This is a genomic window from Fulvivirga marina, assembly GCF_016775155.1.
Classification (GTDB): domain Bacteria; phylum Bacteroidota; class Bacteroidia; order Cytophagales; family Cyclobacteriaceae; genus Fulvivirga; species Fulvivirga marina.
In genome coordinates, this window is record NZ_JAEUGD010000058.1 from 36665 (window position 1) to 62852 (window position 26188).

The window sequence follows — 26188 nt, forward strand, 5'->3', positions numbered from 1 at the left end:
AGTTTAAACCATCAATTTATTAACCAAATCAACATTATCATGAAAAAGTTAATCATTATTCTAACTCTGATCTTACCATCACTTATGTACGGAGAAGATCTACCGGAATCTCACTTTGTTCCCGAAGGGGGACAAATGATAGGAGATGTTATGTGTAGTAGCAAGCCCATATTTCGAGTAAGTATGAGTAGTATCATAAAGCGTGAAGTTTACACCAGGATTAGTCTGATACCCTATAACACGAATATTATCTCATTTGAAATAATCAACAAACCTGCAACGATGGATGTGGTATCTGAATCCAGGGTAAATGGCAAAACATTAGTTTGGACTCCACTTACAGATTTTAAGGCAGACGCCCAGGTTTCCATTAAGGTCAGACCAATATATGCCTCTGACTCATTACAACGAGAGGCAGGTTGCAATTCCTATTTAATTCAACTTCCAATTGAACGGGACCTGCCTCCGAAATTATCTGTAAAGGATGAATTTATTCAGCAAATTGCTGTTAATGGTGCACTCATTGAGGTGAAATATAATTTATTTGGAGGTGACGATGGTGAAAATCTCTTACTCTTTGAGGATGAAGATATATCAACACTCCAACTAATGGTTATCCAAGATAATGTTAGAATTAATACAGATGATTTAGATAAGGGTATCATTAAATTCACGCATTTTGGGCCTACACCTGCTCCTCCTGCCGATAAGTTCTCAATAAAATTGAGAGCTAAAGACCGTCTAGGCCAACGTTCCGATATAGCAACCATTAATTTTGTAATTGTTGCAGAAAGTACCACGCCATCTTTTAGCATGTGTGACGGTAATAACCAAAGAGTATTACCCAACCATCAAGTAGCCTATGAGGGACAGACGCTAAAAGTGGAAATGATAAAAGCTATAAACCCTGCAACCAATGAGTTATGCCTGGTAGAAGTTGATGACAACAAAATTTCCAATTATAGTATCAATCAGGATGCAAATGTTTTCTCATGGACTCCTAATGAAGATGTTTTACCTGACACCAGAGGAGAAGAGCTTGTTGAGACAAATATAAGACTTAAAGCTATAGCCCCATCAGGTCTTTCTAGTACCTGTACTCTGGTAGTTAAAGTAACTAATTCAACATCTAAAGAAGGAATGTACAGATATAATGCTGCTCTTGAAAAATTTGAAAAGTCGGAAAAGGAATTTCTTGAGGCTGTTCGCAAACCTTTATGTTACCTGCAATACGCCTCTCAAAAAGTGGCCAGAAACCAAGAGCAGATATCAAACATACAAGATATATATACCGGTGCCGATGGATTGTATGCTATAACTGCCTCTTCAAACCCTGTAGCTGCCGGTATATATGGGGGTGTAGGTCTGTTGATTGGTGCTCTTGACAAAATGGGATCCAATAGAGCAGATCAGGTTAAGGCAAAAGCTCATGAGCTTCAACAGGCTATCAGTCAATACCAAAAACTGAGTTCCGAATTCACTCAAAAACAAGGCAAGCTAACTAGGTTTAAGACAGATGCCCAGTGCCTCGAAATGCTTCAACTTAGTGAACAAATTGAAGCTGCTTTAGCGACTTTTAAGACTCAGGTTCCCGGGTTTATAACAATAACTGCAATTTTCAACAGAAGGATTGAGCAGAGGATTAAAGAAGCTTGCGCTTCCTATTGAATAATGTTTTGATGGACACTAGATTGGCATTCATTAAAGGGCTGCTTATTAACCCTCCAAGGATTTCGAATCCTTGGAGGGTTAGGTTTAGAGGAATTAATCCAGCCTGATCATCAGCACATCGTGCACGCCAATAGTGGCTTTAAGCTTGTGCTTTGTATCTTTCAATTTTTTGTGATTGAACAGGTCTCTTACCTGATAAGTCTTTTGTTGCAAATCCAGTTTCTTAGCATTTTCTTCATCAATAATTTTATGCTTACTCCAGTCAAAGCTCAACTGAGCAGGTTCTTCGTTCATATTGACAAAGGTCATCGCCCAAGAACCATTGGCTAACGGCTTAGCCCATATTTCAATGTTATTATCATTAGAAACCCTAAACCCCTGAATACCGAGAGAGTCCTGATTCACCTGAATTACTTCTTTGTTCGTAAGCGTTTTTATGGTCTCTTTCGTTGCCGAACGCAAATCATTACCCATAATCAGTGGTGATGCCAGCATGCTCCACATGGCAAAATGACTTCTGTCCTCTGCAGCTGTCATTCCATTCCCTACCTCCATCATATCAAAGTCATTCCAATGGTCCGGGCCTGTTGCTGATCTGATATTCTCATGCATATTGATAATTTTCCAAACACCCCATGATGACCAGGTTCCGTGGTTATCCTCACAGTCCCAGCAATTTGAAATATCCCCAGAAACACGCCACATATGACCAATGTCCTTACCCCAATTCCAAGGCTCATTATCACCCCACTCACAAATACTAAAAACAACAGGTCTTCCGGCTTTAGCCAGCGCATCTCTCATGGTTATATAGGCTCCTTCTGCATTCAGTTTTTCGGTATTGCACCAGTCATATTTCAGAAAATCTACATCCCATGAAGCATACAAACGAGCATCCTGATACTCATAACCTCGGCTACCCGGGTATCCGGCGCAGGTTTCGGAACCCGCACAATTATACAAGCCAAATTTTAACCCTTTGGAATGAATATATGCCGCGAGTGCTTTCATTCCACTGGGGAATTTTTCAGGGTCAGCCACCAAATTTCCGTCAGCATCCCTTTCTCTGGCCATCCACCCGTCATCCAAAACAATGTACTCGTACCCGGCATCTTTGAGACCCAACTCTACAAACTTATCCGCAATGTCTTTTACCAATTGCTCGTTGATGTCAGTAGCAAATGTATTCCAACTGTTCCAACCCAAGGGAGGTGTTGGGGCAAGCCCTTCGAACTTTTGCGCCTGAAGGTTAAATGATATTAGAACTGAAGTAATAAAAAATAAATATTTCATGTGTATATGTTAGTTTGTCGACAGTTATAGGGAATAACCAAAATGACTAATGCCGCTTTGCTGTCAGAAGGTTCTTAACATTCCCCTTCAGTTGGTTATGGCATTACCTCATGGTCATTTCATATATAAGTTATTTCTGATGGCCACGTGAGCCCCGAATACACTTACCCCTTTGTCATTATAATTTAAGGCTCCTAAAGTTTAGGCCCATTTCATGGTTTCTATAAATTCTGCAGGTATATAACATAAGAAAAGACCGCGAAACGCGGTCTTTTCTTATGCAACAACTACTATATGAAGCATACTACTAGATAGTTTTTGATACTGCCTTAACGAACAAACATCACATCGTCAAGATAAATAGTTTCATCACCATTATCAGGTCCCTGGATTCTCCATCCCAAGTGGTTCCATTCAGGACCATTCTCCCATAATTTCAACTGATCAACCGGAATCTTAAAATAGGTCCATTCATTGGCAGGAACACTGATTTTATTGAAATCCGAAAAAGTATCAAAATAACTCGGACTTTGCTGTGAGAAGATGTATAGATCCAGATCAATTGATCCTCCTTTTACCCAAAAAGACAAGTATTTAAAACTGTCATTGGCAGTATTAGTCCATCCAAACCCAAAAACACTCCAGGTACCTGTCTCATACTTTTTACCTACTGAAGCTGTTCCTGATTTGAACACCTCTGTACTAATGGCACCCGGCGCACCCCAAGTGGCATCCATATAACCTGGTGCGTAGTCATCGGTAAAAATCAAAAATGCTTTATCTCTATTGACAAATACCTGCTCCGTCTCAGTTACCCCTGTTGAATTTTCGATAGAAAGCGTAAACTCATTTAATTCACTGGCAGGCATTTTAACGGTTAGAGAAGTGGCCGTTTGAGACACAATAGTAATCTCAGTTGAAGTACCCGTAATCAGAACCTGCGTAACGTCAATGAGATTTTTACCTGTTAAAGTAATCTCTTCATCAGCACTGAAATTATAGTTAGAAACTTCAGTTACTGTAGGGAATCCCAGCACTTTAAATGGAACAGTAAACTCAACACCCTTTCCATTGGTGAAGATAATATTCTGTTCACCGGTCAATGCATCTAGAGGCACCCTAAAAATAAAAGCTTGATCGGTATTAAGTGTAGGGTTTATATAAACAGGCACACTATCACTTGAAAATACCACTGAGGTAATGTTTCCCAGTCCACTTCCTTTCAAAGTAAGTGTTTCATTAGCCACACCCTCAGCAGGTAAAACCTCACTTATCTGAGGGTTATCTGATGGTCCGGCAGGAGCTGGCTCCTCCAAGTCACACGCATATAGTAGCACCGACAAAAGCAGTACGATGGATAAGGATGTATTTATATATCTTTTCATATCAGTATTTTATTATTCAAAGAATGATTAGTTGTCATAATAAGAAACAGGGTCATCCAATAACAAGGGATTAATAACTGTTTCACTCTGAGGTACAGGCAGGTAAAGATTAAATCCTGATGGTATGGTAGCTTTGAAGCTATTTAAAACCTTGTTATTATCGTATGTTCCTCTTTCCTGGTTAGCCACCATTTCACTTGCCTTGGCCAATCCCTGACGTTGTATATCAAACCAGTAATCACCCTCGAAAGCAAATTCCACCTTACGCTCATGCAGTAATTCATCAATAGTAAGGTTTGTTACAGGATCTAGCCCAGCTCTTGTGTGAACTGCATTAAAAGCTTCCAGTGCTTGTGCATCTGCTGTAGCTCCGCCTCCACCCATGGCAGCCTCTGCGTAGATCAAAAGCACATCGGCATAACGTAAAATGTAGGTAGGCATACTGCTATGTGCGTTAGTATTTACAGGCTCCCCTGACCTGTTAGGGCCTACCATATATTTTTGAATATTCGACCTTGTAGCCGTAAAGATATAAGTATTATCTGTTGCCATTCCGGTAGTATCATAAGTAAAACCTCCCGGGTAGCTGTCATTCACCCAGTCATCTCTATGAAAGCCATGCTCCATCACAGACCATTGACGCCTCATGTCTCCATTAGCATAGCCGGTAGCAGGATCCAGCATATCAATTGATGGAATTACCGCAGACCATCCAGCTGTAGAATTGGTAGGGGCGGGCGCCACCAACGGTTTAGGGGCTGCATACGTCATAAAACGGTTGCCACCATTCCAGCTGGCATCTGTTGTCCATTGTAAAGCGAACAGAGATTCAACATTTCCCCTTCCTACTACTGAAGAAGTAAACAATTCATTATAATCCGGATACAGGCCAATAAGCCCTGTAGCATTTGCATAGTCAATTACTTCTTTTGCTTTTGCTTTGGCATTATCATAATCTTTCATGTACAGATAAACCTTAGCCATCAGTCCCTTGGCTGAATATGAGGTAACTCTACCTAACTGATAAGCCGCCTCTGGCAGATTTTCTTCAGCAAACTTCAGATCTTCTATAGCAAATCGCAGCACATCAGCCTGAAAATACCTGGGCACAAGACTATTACCAGATTTCGTCAACGCCAATGGGCTCTCAACAATCGGAGCATCACCGAATGTACGTGCTATGTAGAAATAAGCAAATGCCCTGATAAAGCGAGCTTCAGCGATTCCTATTGTTAAAAAGGGTTGTTCTCCAATTTGCTCCTTTTTCAACTCAAAGGTTTCAATCAATACGGAAGCATTACCTGCTGCCTTATAGCAAGATGTCCATGTATCACCGACTAACCCATCGGTACTTTGTATGTTGAAATTGTAGAACGAGTTATATTGGCTATTCCCAGCAACACCGGTTACTGTACCTCCCAACACATCACCAACAGAGGTGAATGCCTTGTCAAACCATCTGCTCCACACACGACCATACAATAAACCAGTAGCGCCGTAAACCTCCCCTGCCGTATTGTAGTAGTTATCAACAGTAGGCTGAGTAGTAGAAGGGTATTCCAGATACTCCTTTTCGCATGATGATATTGTTAAACTAAGGATAAAGCTTATTATTAATGTGAATTTAGTCTTCATCTTTCTAGTGTTTTAAAATTCAATATTTAATCCAACTGTATATGCGCGAGGAACGGGATAACGACCATTGTCAACATTAATCAGTATTCCTTTACTGCTAGTTGCCTGGTCACTGATTTTACCCAATTCAGGATCATATCCGCTGTAGTCGGTGAAGGTCAGTAAGTTTTGACCTGATATGTATAACTTCAGCGCCGAGATTTTAGCTTTGCTTAAAAGCGCTTTTGGGAAATTATACCCCAACTGTACGTTTTGAAGTCTCACATATGTTCCATCCTCGATATATCTGTCTGAAATTCTACGGTTGTTGTCATGCCACTGGTTATATCGTGGAATGTCTGCACCTGTATTGTCAGCTGTATATCGATCTAAAACACTAGCCGATTGGTTGTTATATAAACTATTCATCGCTTCGGTCTGTCTTCGGGTATAGTTGAAAATGTCACCACCAAAACTTCCGTAAACGAATACACTCAAATCAATACCTTTATAACTTACCGTATTGGTCAACCCAAGGGTAAAATCAGGGTTAGGATCCCCGATGACCTCTACATCCTGGTCATCAATAATACCATTCCCATCAAGGTCCTTATACTTAATATCCCCATACCATAAGCCATCAGGTTTTACATCCAACCCTGTTTCAAGGCTATTCAATTCTTCTTCTGTGGTATATAAGCCATCGGTCACATAACCGTAGAACACTCCCACCGGGTAACCTGCCTGGGTATATGCTACTAGTGATTTCGTACCATACTCATCAAATTCCCCCTTTACGGCGGCATCAGAAGTATTTAAGAAGTCCAGCTCATTTTTATAATGACTAAATACGGCAGTGGTAGACCAAGTGAGGTTTTCTTTACTAATATTATTAGAGGTCAAACTAATATCTATCCCTCTATTTGTAATTTGACCATCGTTAGTTACCGGGGTTTTTATATCATCCCATTCTGTTCCCAAACCTGAAAAAGCTCCTAATTGCGTATTCAACAACATATCAGTGGATACTTTCTTATACAAATCCACAGATAGCTCGATTTTGCTCTCCAATAGTGATGCATCAATGCCTGTATTATAAGTTACTACAGACTCCCAACCCAAGTCTGGGTTAGGCACATTGGCGGGTACGCTTCCATTACCAAAGGCTGAAATATTTACGAGGTTAACATTGGCCGTATACAGATTAGCGCCTGTATTTTGATTTCCTACGACACCATAACCAGCCCTTAATTTTAAGCTGTTTACCACAGGGAGATCACTTGCAAAAGGTTCATTGGTGATAGTCCATGCCGCAGACACAGCAGGAAAGTACCCCCATCTGTTGTTTGAACCAAAGCTTGAAGAGCCATCTGCTCTCAACGTGGCACTTAAAGCATATTTATCTTTGTAGGCGTAGTTTAACCTACCGAAATAGGATTCCATCGCCCATTCACCTGCTCCTCCTCCAATCATTTCTCCTGAGTCATTACCACCCTCTCCAGCATTCAGCGAAGGCAAATTCAATGTAAGGTTTACTCTACTGGCTTGCAGATAGTCATATTTATTATGTTGAGCCTCATGCCCCAGCGTTACATATACATTATGAACACTACCAAATGTCTTACTGTAGGTTAAGTAGTTCTTAATTACATAATACAAGCTTTGATTTCTTTGCTCCATAAGCTTACTCGGGCTAATTATGCTGACGTTGAGTTCTTCGTTCTCAACAAAGGGCTGGTACGCCTTGCCATCGGCCAGCGTGTAATCATAATTCAACTCATTTCTTAGAGAAAGCCCCTCAATGAACTTAATCTCTCCATAAACTGAACCTATGAGTCGTGAGTTAATAGATCGGACATCTCTTAAATTGGCCTGCGCTACAGGATTTGACGGGTTACCCACCAAAGAATTCCCTACTCTGATCTGTCCTACGTAATCACCATGCACATCCCTTACCGGAGCAGAAGGGCTGTTATAAAGTACAACACTCGTAACTGCATCAAACGCATCAGTAAGCCCTATACGCTGATTGCTTCGACTTGCATTTATACTAAAACCAGCTGTTAACCACTCTTTTAAATCACTGTCAACATTGGCTCTTAAAGAGTATCTTTCAAAGTCGGTCCCTATAAGTATTCCTTTTTGGTTGAACTGCCCTAGTGAAAAGTAATAATTGGTCTTGTTTTGACCTCCTGATAGTGCCAGCACATTGCTCTGTACACTCCCTTTTTGGTATATTTCATCCTGCCAGTCAGTACCGTGCCCTAAAATTGAAGGGTCGGCATACTCAGGATTAACAGGTGTATTCCCTCCGGTCACCTCATTGATTTCTGCTGTAACTGCACTTTGATACCTTGCGTATTCCTGCAAATCCAGTACGTCAAGCTTTTTAGGAATCGTCTGAACACCGTAAAAAGTATTAAAAGTAAGTTTCCCCTCACCTATTTTTCCTTTTTTAGTTGTAATTAAAACTACACCGTTTGCTGCCCTAGAACCGTAAATAGCTTGTGCCGATGCATCCTTTAGCACATCAATGGACTCAATATCGGAAGGATTAAGTGTGGCCAACACGCTCTGAGTAGTTTGCCCTTCTCCTCCTCCAAGGAAGTTCTGGTTGAGCGAATTGCTTTCTGCTGCAATTGGAACCCCATCAATTACATAAAGAGGCTCATTACCATTCACTGAGGTCAATCCCCTTATACGAACCGAGACACCTCCTCCTGGCTGCCCACCATTGGAGCTAACGGATACACCGGCCAAGCGCCCCTGAATAGCCTGATCTACCCCCGCCAGAGGAAGGTTCTCAATTTTTTTCTGGTCGAGAGATGATATTGATGTTGTTACATTTGATTTCTCAATTGATCCATAACCTATAACAACAACTTCCCCCAACATGCTGATGTCTTCTTCCAGCACAATATCGATTGTTGACTGTCCATTAACAGGCACTTCCTGAGGGCTAAACCCAATGAAGCTAAAAAGCAATGTAGCATTGTCTGAAACGGTTAACTGGAATTTCCCGTCTGTATCAGAGGCTGTACCATTGGTGGTTCCTTTTTCAAGGACCGTAACCCCTGGCATAGGCTCCTTATTATTGTCCAGCACAGTACCCGAGACCTGGTTTTGTGCCAGGACTATCTGACCATAAAAGCAAAACAACGCTACCAGCATAATGCGTCTTTTGCTTAGTTTTCTTAAATAATGATTCAACATATTCTTCCGGTTTATAAGGTAAGGTTATTTAGTTATTTGCCCGCAAAATGATTATTTAGTGCTATCAAAGGTAATGGAAAGATCAGCCTTTAGTTAATGCTATTTTGTCAATTGCCAATAATATATTTAATCTAACCAGCGCATATTTACAGAGGTATACCCCGCTTCAATATCGATAAAATGAAGATTACCGGATTTTATCGAACAAACCCGAAACATTTTTAATAATAGATAATCAGGAGCCTTTCTTCCGAGGTCACTCCCTACAAAAAGACAGAAAACGTTACCATATTTTGAAACTTGCAGTTATTTGTCAATACTTTGATAAAATCATATTAATAGTCAGCCTTCTGGATGCTTAGCTTTGACATAAGTGTTTCAAATACAATTATAATGCGGAAGCTCAAGCCTAATAATTTTTATATAAAGCCATGGATAGGATGGTTCTTTTTAATGGCTGCTATATCAAGTTCATGCAAATCGCTTTACAATACTGAGTATCCAAAACCTGATTTAGTAGACACAAAACCTGCCAGAAGCATACAGAAGTTACACAAAGCCCTTTTTTATGTCTCAAAAGAAGGGTTTGCTGTTGGACAACAAGATGCCACCAGCTATGGCATAGGCTGGAAGCATTGGGAAAATCCAGATAGGATCAGAAGCGATGCAAACGAGATCACTGGAGATTTTACGGCCGTTAGCGGGTTTGACCTGGGAGACATTGAACATAATGCTGAGCATAACCTGGATGGCGTACCTTTTAATATTATGCGAGAGCTCATTATCGATGCTTATAAAAAAGGCGGTATCATTACCATAAGCTGGCATACAGACAACCCTGTTTCGGATGGTGACTCGTGGGATAAAACTCCGGCAGTTGCAGAAATACTTGCTGGAGGTAAAACCACTGAAAAGTTTGAACTGTGGGTAGAGCGTTTGGCAGGATTCATAAAAACCTTACGTTACAGAGGTAGGCCCATACCCATTATATTCAGACCATATCACGAAATGAATGGCTCGTGGTTTTGGTGGGGAGAAACCAACTGTTCTACTTCAGATTATATTAAGTTATGGAGAAAGACGGTCGTCTTGCTTAGAGATAAATACAAGTTACATAATATCCTTTATGCATACTCTCCCAACAAGCTTGCCCCAAGTGATGACTACCTGAAATACTATCCGGGAGATGATTATGTGGACATCCTTGGTGTAGACATCTATGATTTTAATAATGCCGAAGATTATAAAACTGCCGTTGCCAAAGACCTGGCACTGGTAAAGAGTATCGCTGAAGAAAAAAACAAACTATTTGCTTTTACAGAAACCGGGCTTGAAAAAGTACAAACGCCCGATTGGTTTACAAGTGTTTTGTACCCCGTGGTGGAAAATTCAGGTATTGCCTGGGTATTGTTTTGGAGAAATAGTAAAAAGTCTCACCATTACCTGCCCTACAAGGGACACATGAACGAAACTGATTTCAAAAGATTCGAAGCAATGCCCAAAACCATGTTCTTAAAAGACATCTCTAAACTCAACTACTGATCTATGCTTCATCTGTTAGATGTAGGTATCATAGGAGCCTACCTGCTTATTACAATTATTATTGGTCTGGCCGCCAGAAAGAAAGCCCAAAAAAGTACCGGAGACTATTTAATGGGTGGGAAGTCCATCCCGTGGTATCTGTTGGGGCTTTCCAACGCATCAGGCATGTTTGATATTTCAGGTACCATCTGGCTGGTAACGCTGATGTTTGTCTATGGAATAAAAAGCGCTTGGATACCCTGGTTATGGCCGGTCTTTAACCAGATATTTTTAATGGTCTATCTTTCCAAATGGCTAAGGAGATCAAACGTAACCACAGGTGCTGAGTGGATACATACACGATTCGGTGCCGGGAAAGGAGGCAAACTCTCACAAACCATTATTGTTGTATTTGCGCTGTTAAGTTGTTTAGGCTTTTTGGCCTATGGATTTATTGGCCTGGGAAAATTTGTTGAAATTTTTATACCCTGGGAGATGGTATCCGGCTACCTGCCTTTCCATGTCCCTCCTGCCTACGTACCCCATTTTTATGGTATTATTTTTACACTGTTTGCTGTGTTCTATTCTCTCCTTGGGGGCATGTCCGGCATTGTATGGGCCGACGTCGTTCAGTTCTCGATAATGACCATTGCTGCGCTGGTAATCGGATATTTAGGTTTCGTCGCTGTTGGTGACCACTTGGTCAATATTCCAGATGGGTGGATGAGCCCATTTTTCGGTTGGGAACTGGATTTGGACTGGAGCGCTATTATTCCAGCAGTGAATGAAAAAATCACATCAGATGGTTATGGGCTGTTCACGGCCTTTTTCATGATGATGGTATTTAAAGGTGTTTTGGTCAGTTTGGCAGGGCCAGCACCCAACTATGACATGCAGAAAATTCTTTCTACCAAATCTCCTCAGGAAGCTTCTAAAATGAGTGGGTTTGTCTCGGTGGTCTTAATGCCCATCCGCTACCTGATGATTGCAGGGTTTGCTGCGCTGGCTCTGATATTTTACGATAAATTGGACCTGCTTACAGCTTCAGGCACAATAGATTTCGAATTGATCCTGCCAGCTGCCATAAAAGAATTTGCTCCAGTTGGCCTGCTGGGACTTTTACTAGCAGGGCTTTTGGCAGCATTTATGTCAACGTTTGCTGGTACGCTCAATGCCGCCCAGGCTTATCTTATCAATGATATTTACCTGAAACATAAAAAAGGAAAAGTCACACATCGTCAGATCAAATGGATGAATTATGGTTCGGGGATCATTGTGGTAAGTGTAAGTATTATTCTGGGCTTTTTCGTTCAAGATGTAAACTCGGTACTACAATGGTTAGTCTCCGCACTTTTTGGTAGCTACGTGGTAGCCAATGTACTAAAATGGCACTGGTGGAGATTTAATGGAGAGGGTTTTTTCTGGGGCATGGTTGCAGGTATGATCCCCGCGCTTATTTTACCACTCGTATTCTCTGCCACACTCGACCTTTACTACTTCCCTATCTTATTAGTAACATCGATCATTGGTTGTGTGGGAGGTACCTACACTGCTCCGCCAACAGAAGAAGCAGTTTTAAAATCTTTTTACACTAATGTAAGGCCATGGGGATTTTGGAAACCCGTTTATAGCAAGCTGGTTCAGGAAAAAGGCAACTTCAAAAAGAATGCTGATTTTGGTTTAGATATGTTCAATGTTGCGGTAGGTATTATAGCTCAAACCACCTTGGTGCTATTACCCATGTACATCGTTTTCCGGCAGCTATTCCCTATCTATATTCTTGTTGCCATACTAGCTCTTAGTATAATCCTATTGAAAAAATTCTGGTGGAATAAATTAAAAATTGACCTTGACTAAAAACTTATGAAAAACACTGATACAGAAAATCAATTCAGAGAAATCAAAAAACAACATGCCTGTTTAATTACCCGTGAAAACAAACCCGTAAAGGAATCTAATGGTATTTTTAACCGGTATGAATACCCAATCGTAACTGCTAATCATACACCACTTCACTGGAGGTATGATTTGAATCCCGAAACAAATCCTCATGCCTTAGAGCGAATAGGTATCAATGGTACATTTAATGCCGGCGCCATTAAGTGGGAAGATAAATATGTGCTATGCCTTCGGGTAGAAGGCAATGACAGAAAGTCTTTCTTTGCCATGGCTGAAAGCCCTAATGGCGTTGACAACTTTACTTTTTGGGATAAACCGTGTGTTATACCTGAAATACCGGAGAATCCGGACACCAATGTATACGACATGCGATTGACAGCCCATGAAGACGGATGGATCTATGGGGTGTTTTGCACAGAACGAAAAGACCCCAATGCCCCGGCAGGGGATACCAGTACTGCAACGGCAAATGCTGGCATTGTAAGAACTAAAGACCTAATCAACTGGGAAAGGTTGCCAGACCTTATCTCCAAGTCATCACAGCAGCGTAATGTGGTGCTTCACCCCGAATTTATCAATGGCAAATATGCTATTTACACACGTCCACAGGATGGATTTATTGAAGTAGGAAGCGGAGGGGGAATAGGTTTAGGCTTCATTACCGACATATGCAATCCAATTTTGGAAGATGAAAGGGTCATCAACAACAAGGTATACCATACGGTCTATGAACTTAAAAATGGATTGGGGCCAGCCCCTATAAAAACAAGCAAGGGTTGGCTACACCTGGCCCATGGTGTTCGCAACACCGCGGCCGGCCTACGCTATACTTTGTATATGTTCATGACTGACTTAAATGACATCTCCAAAGTAACCTATCAGCCGGGAGGACATTTCATGGCTCCTATCAACGGGGAAAGAGTTGGGGATGTTTCTAATGTATTGTTTTGCAATGGGTGGGTTGCAGATGAGGATGGCACTGTATTTATTTACTACGCTTCTTCTGATACACGCATGCATGTAGCAGTCTCATCTATAGACAAATTGCTTGAATATGTAATGAACACACCAAAAGACAGGTATTCATCGGCCAAATCAGTAGAAACAATTTTGGACCTTATTGAAAAAAATCAGGGACTATATTGATGTGTGAGCCATACATAGAATTAAGATCAGAGCTTGATGCTGAGTTACTTCGTATTTTAAACTATTGGGTACTAAACACATTAGATGAGGCTAATGGCGGATTTTCCGGAATGATCGATCACTATAATCAGATAATTCCAAATGCCTCCAAAGGCATCATATTAAACAGCAGAATATTATGGGCTTTCTCTGCGGCTTCCAATCATTTAAAAACGCAGAAGTATACTTCTATATGCCACAGAGCTTTTGACTATATCAAGAATCACTTTTATGACACCCGGCATAAAGGTGTATTTTGGGAAGTAGATCATAAGGGCAACCCAATTAATAAAAGGAAGCAAGTCTATGCACAGGCATTCTGCATCTATGCCTTTTCAGAATACTACATCCACTCACAAAATGAGGAAGCCAAACGCCTGGCCATAGAAATCTTCGACTGTATAGAAAAGTATTCCAAAGATGACGAAAAAGGAGGCTACATGGAGGCCTTTGGTGAGGACTGGAGCACACTGGATGATGTACGCCTAAGCACCAAGGATATGAATGCAGATAAAACCATGAATACGCACCTTCATATACTGGAAGCTTATACCACCCTGCTTAAAATTCATAAAAGCAAAAAAGTGAGGGACTCCCTGCATCACTTGGTCAATATTTTCCAAAATAATTTTCTCAATAAGAAAAACCATTACGAACTCTTTTTCGACAGAGACTGGAACCTGCTCAGTAACACAGTGTCTTATGGCCATGATATAGAATCGGCCTGGCTGGTACTTGAAGCTGCAAAGTGCATACCTGATAAAGACCTACAAACTGCATGTGAAACATCCGTCATAAAAGTGGCGGATACATTTTTGAATGAGGCTATTGACGCTGAAGGCGCTGTGATGAATGAAAAGAACATGGATACAGGGTCTTTGGATGATGACCGGCATTGGTGGCCTCAGGTAGAGGCCATGGTCGGAATGAAGTATGCCCACATGCTTACGGGGAACAACAGGTATCTGGAAAAATCTATCGGTATCTGGAAATTCACAAAAAAACATTTGATTGATTGTCAAAATGGGGAGTGGCACTTTAGAGTAGACCGAAATGGGAACGCCTATACCGAGGAATACAAAGTAAGCATGTGGAAGGCCCCTTACCATACTACCCGCGCATGTATCATTTTAGCATCAGCAACATGAGAAGTTTTTGTACTGATTATTTCATTGACTTTGCTGACAAGCCTGCTTCCTGGCTCGTTGAGCATTTACCTGACATGTATTCTTTACCCTAATTTGATCGTATCATGAAGACACTCAAACTTATACTCATTCTCATCAGCTCACAACTCCTGCTCGCTTGTAAAGTTGCTCATGATTCACGCGTAGCCAGAAAGATACCAATAGAACTCATCACTGTTAAAGACGGTATTTTTTATAAGGGAAGCAGCCCTTATTATTTTGTAGGAGCTAATTACTGGTATGGACCTCTAATCGCAGCCAATAACATTGGTAATCGTGACCGGCTTGTTAAGGAGCTTGACCTGATGAAGGAATTAGGGATCGACAACCTGCGTATTCTGGTTGGAGCAGAAGGAGATGGAAAAGACTCCAGAGTTCATCCGGCATTGCAATATAAGCAAGGGGTATATAATGAGGACTTACTGGATGGGTTGGACTTTTTATTGATGCAAATGCGCAAGAGAAATATGTATGCCATCCTATACATGAATAACAACTGGATATGGTCTGGCGGGATGTCGCAATACTTGGAATGGAATGGATATGGCGAAGTACCTAATCCTTTTTTAGAGGATTACACATGGCCTCAATACATGAATTACACTAAGCAATTTCATACCTGCGAACCTTGCATGGAGGCCTTTTCAAAGCATGTTGCCTTCATTATAGGACGTACCAACTCGTATACCAAGATTCCATATACACAAGACAACACGATCATGTCATGGCAGGTAGCTAATGAACCCAGAGTATTCAGTCCAGACCATGAAAAAGCGTTTGCTAAATGGCTGAAAGCCACTGTAGCTCAAATTCAGTCACTGGATTCGATGCACCTTATATCCACTGGCGCTGAGGGCAAGGCAAGTTATCTTGATGATATCGACATGTATGAACGTTTGCATACCAATCCCGACATAGATTACTTAACCATGCATATGTGGCCCAAAAACTGGGGATGGTATGATACAAATAATGAAGAAGAGACCACTAAGATATCGATCGAAAAAGCGAATGCTTATCTGGACGAACATATTGCCATCGCACAAAAACTGCATAAACCTATCGTTATGTCAGAGTTTGGGTTCCCGAGAGAAAAAGAGAGCCTCTCCCCCGAAGCTTCCATAGAAAACAGAAATATATTTTATGGTGCTATTATAAAACGTGTACTTGAAAGTAAAAATAAACAAGACAAACTGAGCGGATTAAATTTCTGGGGCTTTGCCGGATATGGCAAAGCCGATGAGGCCAATAAAGGCAAATGGCAACATGGTGACGATTTCCTGGCAGATCCTCCTCAGGAGCCTCAAGGTCTTAACTCTGTATTTGCATCTGATTCTACCACGCTGGAATTGATCCTAAAAGCTAACGGCGTATTGTCAGGAAAGAAGTGAAATGAGGCTGGTTAATTATCCCTTAACCAGCCAAGCATATTGCTAAATTTCAATAAGTAAAAATATTCATAAGGCAATAATCCCCTTAAAGTGACCACACATGCTCAATGCCTTAATCAGTGAGTACTAAACCGTTAAATTCTATTATGATGATTTCCTTGTTTAGAAGTACCTTATCAAAATGTAATCAAGTAGCATGGCACCTCCTATTTTTAATGGCTGGCCTGCCCGGTATTGCAGAATCTCAAACGGTTTCCAAATACATTGTAGTAGATCAATTTGGGTACAGGCCGAGCTCAGAAAAAATTGCTGTAATAAGAAACCCAATTACCGGTTTTGATGCGGCAGAATCTTTCAGCCCGGGAGATAACTACGCACTGGTCAATGCAAGTGACAATAGTAAGGTTTTCAGCGCCACACCAGAGATATGGAACGGAGGCAAAGAAGATGCCTCATCCGGTGATCAGGCCTGGTGGTTTGATTTTTCAACCTATGATACTCCGGGGAATTACTACGTGCTAGATGTTGACAACAACGTGCGATCCTATGAATTCACCATCGACGAGCATGTTTATGCCGAAGTATTAAAACATGCGGTTCGTACATTCTTTTATCAGCGAGCCGGCTACAACAAGCCTGCTCAATATGCCGGATCAAATTGGGCAGACAATGCAAGTCATTTGGGTACACTTCAAGATGCGTTTTGCAGACGCTACGACGATAAATCCAACGCATCAACTGAACGCGACCTGAGGGGAGGTTGGTATGATGCCGGCGACTACAACAAGTACACTCCCTGGACAGCTAATTACATTGTAGGAATGCTTAACGCTTATGAAAGTAACCCTGATATATGGGGGGATAATTATTGCCTACCCTATTCAGGAAACGGCACACCTGACCTGATAGATGAAATAAAGTGGGGTCTTGACCATCTGCTCAGGCTTCAGGATTCTGACGGTTCTCTGATTAGTATTGTTAGCCTTGCAGGCGGCTCGCCTCCTTCTTCAGCCACAGGCCAAAGCCTTTACGGAGGAGTAAATACCACTTCAGCACTGGCCGGTGCAGCAGCATACGCCTATGCCGCCCGGATTTTCAGTGACCTGGGAATGGGCTCCTACAGTAGCACACTGTTGGAAAGTGCAAAAAAGGCGTGGAACTGGGCTGATGCCAACCCCAATGTGATCTGGAAAAACAACAGCTCAGAGTATAACTCAGTGGGTATTGGGGCAGGACAGCAGGAAACCGATGATTATGGAAGGTTTGCTTACAAAATGCGCGCTGCAATCCATCTGTATCAGACAACCGGAGACTCTAAATACAAAACTTTTATTGAAAGTAATTATCAGGATATTCACCTTATGCAGTGGAACTATGCGTTTCCATTTGAAGAGGAGAACCAGCAAATGTTATTGCATTATGCATCGCTGCAAGGCGTTTCCTCAGAAGTAGCCTCATCTATCAAAGACACTTATAAGGCCGCCATGGAAGGTACTGACAACTTCAGTGCCTTTTACAGTGAGGTCGACCCATATACCGCTCACCTTGCCACATATGTTTGGGGCAGCAACCATATTAAAGCCAGGAAAGGTCTGATGTTTATGGATTATATCACTTATACCGATGGCAGCACAAAATATGATGATGCTGCCAAAGCTGCCGAAAGGTACCTTCACTACATACACGGTGTAAACCCGCTTAGCTTCTGCTACCTGTCAAATATGTATGCTTATGGTGCTGATAATGGCGTTAACGAATTTTATCATACCTGGTTTGGGGATGGTACAGATTGGGACAGAGTTGGTACAGACCCGTACGGACCTGCACCGGGATACCTGGTAGGTGGAGCAAATCCGTCCTATGATTGGGATAGTTGTTGCCCCTCCGGCTGTGGGGGAGCCTCGTGTGACGCCGCTCAACGTTCTAGAATTGTGGGACAGCCCAGCCAGAAGGCATACGACGATTTCAATACAAGCTGGCCCATGAACTCATGGTCCGTTACGGAAAACAGTTGTGGCTATCAGGTCGGATATATTCAGTTACTTTCAAAGTTTGTTTCCACAAGCGAACAGTCTGGCTGTGAGATTAATGTTACCACTGGTGCCCAGGCTCCTAAAAACTATGAAGATATAGCTATATACCCCAACCCTTCCTCCGGTACACTGATCATCGGGCACAAGGGAAGCTCAGTTGTAAAAGTATATAATATGCAAGGCGAACTTGTTATTGATCAGAAAGCGATGGCAGAGGAGCAGATAGATATACGAACTCTCCCTGATGGCATTTATCAGATATGCCTGTTTAAGAATGGGCAAATTATCTACCGTGACAAAGTGGTGAAGAGGTAGCTAGACGAGATAATATTATAAGCCACAGGAGGTAAGCAAGGTATTAAGTACACCCCCATACGTGTAATTCCTGACGCAGCTCTAAAATGGTCATTGCTTATTTAAGCTGTGAGTACCCATACTTGGCCTGATAATTAAAGAGTGTAGTACAAGAGGTGCGAACAATTAACGCTCATACCAAGGAATTAAAATTGTATATCTCGCTTTCTTTATATTTGTTATTGACATTTAGTTAAATGAGCAGAAAACTCTTATCCCAAAGACATCCCATTCTCTATTTTTTGTCCATCTGGACAAAACGTATATATCGAATGGTAATCTGGAAAATTGACGGTAACATTTACGCTAAATACAAACAAACAGAAAAGCTTCCTTACAGGGTCAAAAAGCATCAATCCAAGCTTATACGAAAACTTGGCGATGCCGACATGAAACTGCAATACAATAAGGTGGACAATCTTAAACTTGTAGTAAAAGGTTTGAACGGCTTAATCATAAAACCCGGAGAGACATTTTCCTTTTATAAGATTATTGGTCGTCCAACTAAACGTAAAGGATTTAAAGAGGGGATTGAGCTTTCATTTGGGAAAGCAAGAGCTGGAATTGGAGGTGGCATTTGCCAAAGCACCAACCTGCTTCATTGGTTAGCTTTACACTCACCATTAACCATAACAGAACGACATCATCACAGCATTGACCCATTTCCTGATGACGGGAGAGTATTGCCTTGGGCAAGTGGCTCCGCGATATTTTATAATTACTTAGATTTTCAATTAACCAACAACACAGAGTGGACTTTTCAAATGAACCTGTGGCTAACTGAAAAAACGATCGACGGAGAAATAAGGGTTAATGAAGAACTGGATTTTGCCTATCATGTTTTCGAAACAGATCATCAGTTCCTAGAAAAGGGAAATCAATACTTCAGGACTAATAAAATTTGGCGAAACAAGATTGCAAAATTTAAAAGTGGTAAAGTTCTGGAAACTGAATTAATGTATGAAAACTATGGCAAGGTGCTGTATACACCAACAGAAGATCAGTTAAAGCGCTAATGCTAATTTTCTACATGGCCGATTTATACATACCCCCTTTAATCCGTCATTTAGTTTGAAATTCACACTTATACTTTAACCACAAAAGACTTCAAGTCAAGCAATACTCGTGAGCCTGCGCTTCGAAATTTGTAAATATCGCAAAACGCAAATGTGGTATCCTCCATCACCATCAATCCATTTGCCGCAGCTTCGCTGCCGTGGGTAACAATTGAGTCAATTATCAATTCTTTGGGAGATGGATACGCCAGCATTTTATCAATTCCTTTTTTAAAGGACTGCTTTCCGCTCACATCAAAGTCTCCATAGATACACCATCTGATATTTTCATCAACATGGTCCAGGATAAATGCAGCATTACCTTCTGCAAACGCAACGTTAAAATCACGAATGAATGTTTTCTTAGGCGCGTTACCACAATCGGGTTTTATTGTAATTTTTGTCATAATATACTTTTCGAGGCTGCATAAATGCCGAGCCTATTCATTAAAAAATGTGTTCTCTGATTAGCTCTTCAACTAACTGTTATAGGCCTCTTCCAATTCGGAGAAGATGATCTTTTTCATTTTCATCATAGCTCCGAACACCTTCCTCGCTTTTTCAGCATCAGAATCATTTGACAGTGTGATCAGGGCTTCCGGCACTATCTGCCAACGTACGCCATACTTATCCTGAAGCCAGCCGCACATTGACTCTTTTCCTCCGTCATTAACCAGGGTATTCCAGTAATAATCTACCTCTTCCTGATCCTTACAGTCTATATAGAAGGAAACCGAATCATTGAAAGTATCGTGCGGACCAGCCTCCAGAATAGAGAAGCGTTGACCGCACAATTCAAAGGTTGTGACCATCGGTGCTTTGGAGATAATTCTTGAGTTGGGGAAGATACTGGTATAGTATTCCGCTCCTTCCTGACCATTGGCTTCAAACCATAGGAAAGGGGTGATTTTTTGGGTGCTTAATTGTGCCATTTGTTTTTTATAACAAAATAGATCAAATATTCCCTCTTATATAAAGTGCTTTTGCGACCATTTAGCGGGCTGATTGCGTCATAGCGAAGTTTCATGTACAGCCTGCACCTCGTTAAGAAAGCTCCAGCCGAAAGCCAAAAACCTCCAGACCTTCCTGTTCAAAATCCAAATCATCAGACCTTTCAAAGCCTAGCTTTTCATACATCTTCCAAGCCGTTTGCATTGCTTTTGTGGTATGGATCACCACTTGTTCCCGTTTGGTTTCCCTGGCTTTATCAATACACGCATTGATAAGCAGCTTACCTACCCCCTGCCCTCTTGCTTCCGGATTAACAGCCAGGAGCCTAAAGCCTCCGGCATTTTTTTCCTTTGTAGCAGTACCGCCAGATCCATAATACTGCATATCACCAAAGTAAACTACTGCTCCCAATATAATTCCTTCCGTAGAAACTGCTGCCAACAGCTCCGCTTGCGGCTTGGCCGTAAGATCTCCAACATTTGCCAACAGCTTATAATAGCGAGGTCGTTCATCGGGTTTAGGAAAACCATCAAGGTTTGAATATACCTGCACCATTAACTGTCCGATTTCCTGGTATTCATCAGGGTGTGCTCTTCTTATTATCAGTTGGGTTCTCATTGTTTTATTTTCCATATCCTTAACCATTAGCGTGTAGATACTCTTTCATGAAGAGGGTTGCGCTCCAATTCATTATCTATTCTTTCCAAAATAGCAATGATCTCAGGATGGCCCGCAACAAGTATCTCTCTTAGTGCACCTGAGATTTGCTCCCATACCGGGTTGAGCTTATCCAAAAGCTTTAACCCTTTTGGGGTTAATGAAACCAACTTAGACCTTTTATCTTCCGGGTTCGCACTGACATGCACCAGTCCCTCTTTTTCCAGTTCCTTCACTATATTCTTAACTGTAATATGGGAGAAAGTGATCTGGTTGGTGATCTCCATAATAGTTTGTGGTTCTTCTGTTCTCGATAGCACATAGTAAACCGGAAACCAACTGGATTTAAAGCCCAATCCTGAGTCTTTGTAGATTCGATCTCCACTTATTTGCAGTTTCTCATATATCCTTCTGAATCGTGAACCCCCTGAAAGGAAGCCTAATTTTTCAATGATGTCTGTCATAAGTAAATATGAAAGTACTTTTGTAAATTTATAAAAGTACTTTCATATTTACAAGCAATCCTGAAAAGAGATCAAGGATCAAACTACCATCACAATCTTCCCGAGAAACTTGCCCTCACCGAAGTACTTCACGGCCTCAGAAGCTTTGTCCAAAGTGTATACTTTATCAATAACAGGCCTTAGTTCTCCCTGCTCAAACATTTCAGACAAAATCCCCAGATCTTCATAATTAGGAGCATGTACAAGAAGCCTCATCTGTTTGGGTTTGACCAACCATGAGCCAAGTATTCCCACTGACAAAAGAGTGGAAATCGCTCCACCCACTACTACCAATGCCCCCTTTGGTTTTAAAGCCGACCTATAATCTAATATAGAGCGTCTGGCGATGACATCCAGCACCAAGTCATATTGCTCACCTCTTTTGGTATAATCTTCCTTGTCGTAGTCTATTAAGTGATCTGCACCCAATGAACGTAAGGGGTCCAACTTTTCAGCTCGATCAACAGCTGTCACTTCCGCCCCACGCAACTTAGCCATTTGTATGGCCAGTGTACCTACTCCACCTCCTGCTCCATTGATCAGAACCTTATATCCTGCCTTGATCCCTCCACAACTGCGCAACCCCTGAAGAGCTAATACTCCTGCCTGAGGCAATGCGGCTGCTTCTTCATAGCTCATGGTACTAGGCTTAATGGCCAAGGCACTCTCCCTGGCACATGCATACTCTGCAAATCCACCAAAGCCTGAATCCGAAATATCGCCAAACACTTCGTCACCCACCTTTAGCCGCTTTACCTTTTTACCTACAGCCACAACAACTCCGGCAACATCACTCCCAATAATGGTATGCCTGGGTTTAAACAAACCAAATAACAGCCTGTAGACATAGGGCTTACCAGTAATCAGATCCCAATCCCACGAGTTAATAGATGTGGCTTTTACCTTGACCAGTATCTCATTATCTTTTGGAGCAGGTTTATTTACCTCTTCTACCTTGAGTACATCATGATTTCCATATTTCCGATAAACAATTGCCCTCAAAATTCTTGGGGTTTGGTTCTATTTTCTATACTTAACTTAAAAATACACTCTATACATGAGATTCGGAAAAAATCCAAATTGTGTTACATACCCCACTGACCCCGGTTTACCCTCATCATAATATTCTGACAGTTTGCCTTTTGTGTTGGTGAGATTATCCAGGTTCAGATAAAGTTCATGGGTAGCTCCTGGCCTGTTCCATTTATAACTTACGGATAAGATAATTTGATAAACATCTTCAATATCATTTTCATAGGCCTTGCTGTAATCCCAATATTGATCATTTGCCGGATCTACTGCCAGATTACCCTGCTCATCTCTCAATAGGGGAATGATCTTTTTACCTCCTCCTAAAAACACTTTGCCATTAAAGGCAAGCGTTTGATTTTCCTTTTTCCCCAACCCTGTAAATTCTTTACCCATCAATATATTCACCAGATAATTACCGTTATACCGGGTATTGCGCTCAACCCCATCCAATGCCTTGTACTTCGATTCATATAACGCCCCATTGATGATGTAGTAATAGCCTCGTTTAAAGAATTTCTCCAAAGTGATTTCCACCCCATAATTCTTGCCCGTACCTTTATTCACAAGGGCTACATATCTGAAATCAAGCCCTTCATTGATGGTGCTGTAGTAACTTGTATTGTTGTTTTCTACAGGCAGGTCATACAGATCCTGATAGTACATCTCCACCTTTGCCCGCAGGTTTGTATTGATGCGGTTTTCATACCCAATCACATAATGATGGGCTTTGAGTAGGTCCAGTTCTTTATTAGGCTCTATAATACTTCCATCCGGCTGCTTCACCTTGGCGAAATAATTATGTACACTCTCCATAATACTATGTTTACCGTACCCGACCTGTATGGTGCTAACAGGACTCACCCGCCAGCGAACAGCCACTCTGGGTTCAAATGTAGTCTTGTTATTGAGCAAAACGTTCATATTATGAATACCCGAAACCAGTGTAATGTTTTCATTCATTCTATATTGCCAGCTGATGAAACTACTCACAGTACTTATACCTTCATCAAGATCAATAAGTGTAAAACGGTCGGCTATGACATCATCCAGCTTACTTTGACTGAATGAATACTGGAAAAATGCATACTTAGCCCCTATCTGTATTTTATGATTTGCATTCAGCTTAGTATGGTAGGTTACGTCTCCCCGATAGCTTGACTTGTTTAGTTTGCTTTTGAAATTCAGTGTCTTGCTAATCACCGAGTCGCGCAGAAAACTACCTTCACTATCATATTTTTTCACGATGCCCCTCTCATAAACTTTATCCCGAATCCCTTCACTTGAATAAGATAAAGTAGTGCTTAAGAAGCTATTACTATTAATCGTAAAATGATGACTCAACCCCAGATTAAGTAGGTGGGAATCTTTCTCAAAATCTTCTTTAAGGTTTTCCTGCATAAACCTGTTACCTGGCGTTTGCCATACATCAGGAGTGACATCTTCAAAAGAAAACCCACTCAAGCCTCCCAATCCGAACAAAGAAAAATCTCCCAGCTTACTGGTGGGTAACACAACCTTAAAAGCAGCATCCTGAAATTTAGGAACACCACCTTCAACATCTACCAGTCCCATCTGGCTAATAAGAGAGGCCGTTGAATACCGATAATTCACCAGATAAGAGCCATTATACCCTTTCCTAAATGGTCCCTCTAGTGTCAAGTCAGTACCCAAAAGCCCAAATCCAAAAACGGATTCAAATTTTTCATTATTCCCTGGCCGAAGTTTTACATCATATACTCCTGATAACGCATTGCCATATTCGGGAGAGAATGCACCAGTATAAAAATCGGACGTTGCCAGCAGGTTATTATTCAGTGTACTTACAGCTCCGGAAACAGCGCTTTGATCTGCAAAATGATTTGGGTTTGTGATTTGCACCCCCTCCAATCGCCATTGCATATATTTCGGAGAGTTACCTCTAACAATGATATCGTTGCTTCCATCCTGAGTACTGGTAATTCCGGCAAAATTGGACATGATTCGTGATGGGTCATTAAACCCTCCGGCATAGCGATTAGTCTCTTCAGCAGAAATGGAACGGGCACTAACTATCGCCATATCATTAATGGCTTCGCCTTTATTCTTATTGGCAGTAATCACAATTTCGTCCATTTTAATGGCAGACTCCTGCATTTCCAAGTCCAGCACTACCTCTTTGCCGGAGTTGACTACAATGTTTGGCAGGACCTGACTTTCATAGCCTATATAGCTAAGCTGCAGAGTAATTCTCCCGGCAGGAACCCGTGGTATTCTGAATTCTCCATTATGATCTGTAACAGCTCCAATCATGGGATCGGTACCTGCCACAATTACGGTGACACCTATTAATGGTGACTTACTGTCTATATCAACCACTGCACCCCGTACAGTTTGGGTTAGCGTCTGCCCCTTGCTCCAGATGGGCAGAACGACTAGAAAAAAACAAATTATTCTCTTCATCAATCTATTTATTTTGAGTTTTTGACCTTAACTCAAAGGTAGGTTGATAAAGCTTGATAAGTGATTGACTTAAGTTAAGAAGAGTTTTTTATTTGATTTTTAAATACTTACCAGACATAAAGACCTTAGGTCATAGATACCTGCGCCAGTTTAACGTTCACTCCCGGCTTAAGCATTATCCTCTTTCTTATTCGGCTCAACGACTCAGGCTTAACACCTAAATAGCTTGCCAGCTGATATTGGGGCACTCTGTTCAACAAGTCAGGTCTTGTCTCTAATAAGTTCAAATAACGCTCTTCAGGGCTGGAGGTAATATACTTGGCCAGTATTTCCTGATAGTCACCCAACTGCTCCTCTACCCCTATCCGGCACAATGATTCAAATCTTGGATATTTCTTATATAACTTTTCCTCTTTCTCAAAAGACATTACGGATAACACTGTATCCTCTACACAAGACAGGTAATGAGTTGATGGCATTTTTTTAGTGGCACTTGCAAACGAGGCTATGGGCTGATCTTCAGTATAGAAAAAGGTCGTTTTCTCCTCTCCATCAATAAAGTAATATTGCCTTACACACCCTTTCAAATTCAAGTAGCACTCTGTGGCTATTTCTCCAGCCTCCAACAATATCGTCCCTGCTTTATATGCTCGGATTTCAATAGCTGCTGAAATCGCCTGCAATTCTTCCTCGGTAAGGCTAACTTCTCCGAGGCATTTATCCATTTGATCTTTATAAGCTGACAATCCTACCCCTTCTATTGCCCCTTCGTTTGTATCTCTCATTTTAGTTCTTCATTAGATTA

Annotated in this window: 19 protein-coding genes; 8 read left to right on the forward strand and 11 right to left on the reverse strand. The window is 41.4% G+C overall.

What is annotated here, in order from left to right; genetic code table 11:
• Positions 1–39: 39 nt before the first annotated feature.
• A complete protein-coding gene (locus tag JMN32_RS16555) occupies positions 40–1668 on the forward strand; it encodes a hypothetical protein (protein ID WP_202857474.1) in 1629 nt (542 codons plus the stop codon).
• A 96-nt stretch (positions 1669–1764) separates the two neighbouring features.
• Here JMN32_RS16555 and JMN32_RS16560 read toward each other — a convergent pair whose 3' ends face one another.
• The 4 genes from JMN32_RS16560 to JMN32_RS16575 form a co-directional block, all read right to left on the reverse strand.
• Complete coding sequence (locus tag JMN32_RS16560; protein ID WP_202857475.1) at positions 1765–2964, reverse strand: glycoside hydrolase family 27 protein; 1200 nt, start codon at positions 2962–2964, stop codon at positions 1765–1767.
• 329 nt (positions 2965–3293) lie between these two features.
• Positions 3294–4349, reverse strand: a complete 1056-nt coding sequence (locus JMN32_RS16565) for an IPT/TIG domain-containing protein (RefSeq protein WP_202857476.1) — start codon at positions 4347–4349, stop codon at positions 3294–3296.
• A gap of 27 nt (positions 4350–4376) precedes the next feature.
• On the reverse strand, positions 4377–5984 hold the full coding sequence (locus tag JMN32_RS16570) for a RagB/SusD family nutrient uptake outer membrane protein (protein ID WP_202857477.1): 1608 nt from the start codon (positions 5982–5984) through the stop codon (positions 4377–4379).
• Between the two features lie 12 nt (positions 5985–5996).
• Positions 5997–9176 carry a SusC/RagA family TonB-linked outer membrane protein gene (locus JMN32_RS16575; RefSeq protein ID WP_202857478.1) on the reverse strand — a complete coding sequence of 1060 codons (3180 nt, stop codon included), beginning with the start codon at positions 9174–9176 and terminating at the stop codon, positions 5997–5999.
• Positions 9177–9569: 393 nt separating this feature from the next.
• On the opposite strand from JMN32_RS16575, the gene JMN32_RS16580 reads away from it, so the two are divergent.
• The 7 genes from JMN32_RS16580 (at position 9570) to JMN32_RS16610 (ending at position 19762) form a co-directional block, all read left to right on the forward strand.
• Positions 9570–10718, forward strand: a complete 1149-nt coding sequence (locus JMN32_RS16580; protein ID WP_202857479.1) for a glycoside hydrolase family 26 protein — start codon at positions 9570–9572, stop codon at positions 10716–10718.
• A gap of 3 nt (positions 10719–10721) precedes the next feature.
• Positions 10722–12554: a sodium:solute symporter family protein gene (locus tag JMN32_RS16585; RefSeq protein ID WP_202857480.1), complete on the forward strand. Its 1833-nt coding sequence runs from the start codon at positions 10722–10724 to the stop codon at positions 12552–12554.
• A 6-nt stretch (positions 12555–12560) separates the two neighbouring features.
• The gene (locus tag JMN32_RS16590) at positions 12561–13742 is read left to right on the forward strand and encodes a glycoside hydrolase family 130 protein (RefSeq protein WP_202857481.1); all 1182 of its coding nucleotides are present in this window, start codon (positions 12561–12563) and stop codon (positions 13740–13742) included.
• A complete protein-coding gene (locus tag JMN32_RS16595) occupies positions 13742–14929 on the forward strand; it encodes an AGE family epimerase/isomerase (protein WP_202857482.1) in 1188 nt (395 codons plus the stop codon). The genes JMN32_RS16590 and JMN32_RS16595 overlap by 1 nt, the downstream gene beginning before the upstream one ends.
• Before the next feature lie 104 nt (positions 14930–15033).
• Positions 15034–16359 carry a glycoside hydrolase 5 family protein gene (locus JMN32_RS16600; protein ID WP_202857483.1) on the forward strand — a complete coding sequence of 442 codons (1326 nt, stop codon included), beginning with the start codon at positions 15034–15036 and terminating at the stop codon, positions 16357–16359.
• A 146-nt stretch (positions 16360–16505) separates the two neighbouring features.
• The gene (locus tag JMN32_RS16605; RefSeq protein WP_202857484.1) at positions 16506–18707 is read left to right on the forward strand and encodes a glycoside hydrolase family 9 protein; all 2202 of its coding nucleotides are present in this window, start codon (positions 16506–16508) and stop codon (positions 18705–18707) included.
• Between the two features lie 236 nt (positions 18708–18943).
• Positions 18944–19762 (forward strand): VanW family protein, encoded by an 819-nt coding sequence (locus JMN32_RS16610; protein ID WP_202857485.1) that lies wholly within the window; start codon positions 18944–18946, stop codon positions 19760–19762.
• A gap of 68 nt (positions 19763–19830) precedes the next feature.
• Here JMN32_RS16610 and JMN32_RS16615 read toward each other — a convergent pair whose 3' ends face one another.
• From JMN32_RS16615 to JMN32_RS16645, 7 genes are all read right to left on the reverse strand, one after another.
• Positions 19831–20208 (reverse strand): nuclear transport factor 2-like protein, encoded by a 378-nt coding sequence (locus JMN32_RS16615; protein WP_202857486.1) that lies wholly within the window; start codon positions 20206–20208, stop codon positions 19831–19833.
• A 72-nt stretch (positions 20209–20280) separates the two neighbouring features.
• Complete coding sequence (locus JMN32_RS16620; RefSeq protein ID WP_202857487.1) at positions 20281–20733, reverse strand: VOC family protein; 453 nt, start codon at positions 20731–20733, stop codon at positions 20281–20283.
• A gap of 112 nt (positions 20734–20845) precedes the next feature.
• Complete coding sequence (locus JMN32_RS16625; protein WP_238354515.1) at positions 20846–21385, reverse strand: GNAT family N-acetyltransferase; 540 nt, start codon at positions 21383–21385, stop codon at positions 20846–20848.
• An 11-nt stretch (positions 21386–21396) separates the two neighbouring features.
• On the reverse strand, positions 21397–21873 hold the full coding sequence (locus JMN32_RS16630; RefSeq protein ID WP_202857488.1) for a MarR family winged helix-turn-helix transcriptional regulator: 477 nt from the start codon (positions 21871–21873) through the stop codon (positions 21397–21399).
• A gap of 78 nt (positions 21874–21951) precedes the next feature.
• Positions 21952–22914, reverse strand: coding sequence for an NAD(P)-dependent alcohol dehydrogenase (locus JMN32_RS16635; RefSeq protein ID WP_202857489.1), 963 nt, complete (start codon positions 22912–22914; stop codon positions 21952–21954).
• Between the two features lie 36 nt (positions 22915–22950).
• Positions 22951–25383, reverse strand: a complete 2433-nt coding sequence (locus tag JMN32_RS16640) for a TonB-dependent receptor (protein WP_202857490.1) — start codon at positions 25381–25383, stop codon at positions 22951–22953.
• A gap of 125 nt (positions 25384–25508) precedes the next feature.
• The gene (locus tag JMN32_RS16645) at positions 25509–26168 is read right to left on the reverse strand and encodes a Crp/Fnr family transcriptional regulator (RefSeq protein WP_238354516.1); all 660 of its coding nucleotides are present in this window, start codon (positions 26166–26168) and stop codon (positions 25509–25511) included.
• Positions 26169–26188 lie beyond the last annotated feature (20 nt).

What these genes read in the sequence shown, in the direction of transcription:
- JMN32_RS16590 (WP_202857481.1), top strand. Translation starts at nt 12,561, where the DNA reads ATGAAAAACACTGATACAGAAAATCAATTCAGAGAAATCAAAAAACAA.
- JMN32_RS16615 (WP_202857486.1), bottom strand. Translation starts at nt 20,208, where the DNA reads ATGACAAAAATTACAATAAAACCCGATTGTGGTAACGCGCCTAAGAAA.
- JMN32_RS16640 (WP_202857490.1), bottom strand. Translation starts at nt 25,383, where the DNA reads ATGAAGAGAATAATTTGTTTTTTTCTAGTCGTTCTGCCCATCTGGAGC.
- JMN32_RS16630 (WP_202857488.1), bottom strand. Translation starts at nt 21,873, where the DNA reads ATGACAGACATCATTGAAAAATTAGGCTTCCTTTCAGGGGGTTCACGA.
- JMN32_RS16575 (WP_202857478.1), bottom strand. Translation starts at nt 9,176, where the DNA reads ATGTTGAATCATTATTTAAGAAAACTAAGCAAAAGACGCATTATGCTG.
- JMN32_RS16600 (WP_202857483.1), top strand. Translation starts at nt 15,034, where the DNA reads ATGAAGACACTCAAACTTATACTCATTCTCATCAGCTCACAACTCCTG.
- JMN32_RS16605 (WP_202857484.1), top strand. Translation starts at nt 16,506, where the DNA reads ATGATGATTTCCTTGTTTAGAAGTACCTTATCAAAATGTAATCAAGTA.
- JMN32_RS16580 (WP_202857479.1), top strand. Translation starts at nt 9,570, where the DNA reads ATGCGGAAGCTCAAGCCTAATAATTTTTATATAAAGCCATGGATAGGA.
- JMN32_RS16645 (WP_238354516.1), bottom strand. Translation starts at nt 26,168, where the DNA reads ATGAGAGATACAAACGAAGGGGCAATAGAAGGGGTAGGATTGTCAGCT.
- JMN32_RS16625 (WP_238354515.1), bottom strand. Translation starts at nt 21,385, where the DNA reads ATGGAAAATAAAACAATGAGAACCCAACTGATAATAAGAAGAGCACAC.
- JMN32_RS16585 (WP_202857480.1), top strand. Translation starts at nt 10,722, where the DNA reads ATGCTTCATCTGTTAGATGTAGGTATCATAGGAGCCTACCTGCTTATT.
- JMN32_RS16610 (WP_202857485.1), top strand. Translation starts at nt 18,944, where the DNA reads ATGAGCAGAAAACTCTTATCCCAAAGACATCCCATTCTCTATTTTTTG.
- JMN32_RS16560 (WP_202857475.1), bottom strand. Translation starts at nt 2,964, where the DNA reads ATGAAATATTTATTTTTTATTACTTCAGTTCTAATATCATTTAACCTT.
- JMN32_RS16595 (WP_202857482.1), top strand. Translation starts at nt 13,742, where the DNA reads ATGTGTGAGCCATACATAGAATTAAGATCAGAGCTTGATGCTGAGTTA.
- JMN32_RS16555 (WP_202857474.1), top strand. Translation starts at nt 40, where the DNA reads ATGAAAAAGTTAATCATTATTCTAACTCTGATCTTACCATCACTTATG.
- JMN32_RS16620 (WP_202857487.1), bottom strand. Translation starts at nt 20,733, where the DNA reads ATGGCACAATTAAGCACCCAAAAAATCACCCCTTTCCTATGGTTTGAA.
- JMN32_RS16570 (WP_202857477.1), bottom strand. Translation starts at nt 5,984, where the DNA reads ATGAAGACTAAATTCACATTAATAATAAGCTTTATCCTTAGTTTAACA.
- JMN32_RS16565 (WP_202857476.1), bottom strand. Translation starts at nt 4,349, where the DNA reads ATGAAAAGATATATAAATACATCCTTATCCATCGTACTGCTTTTGTCG.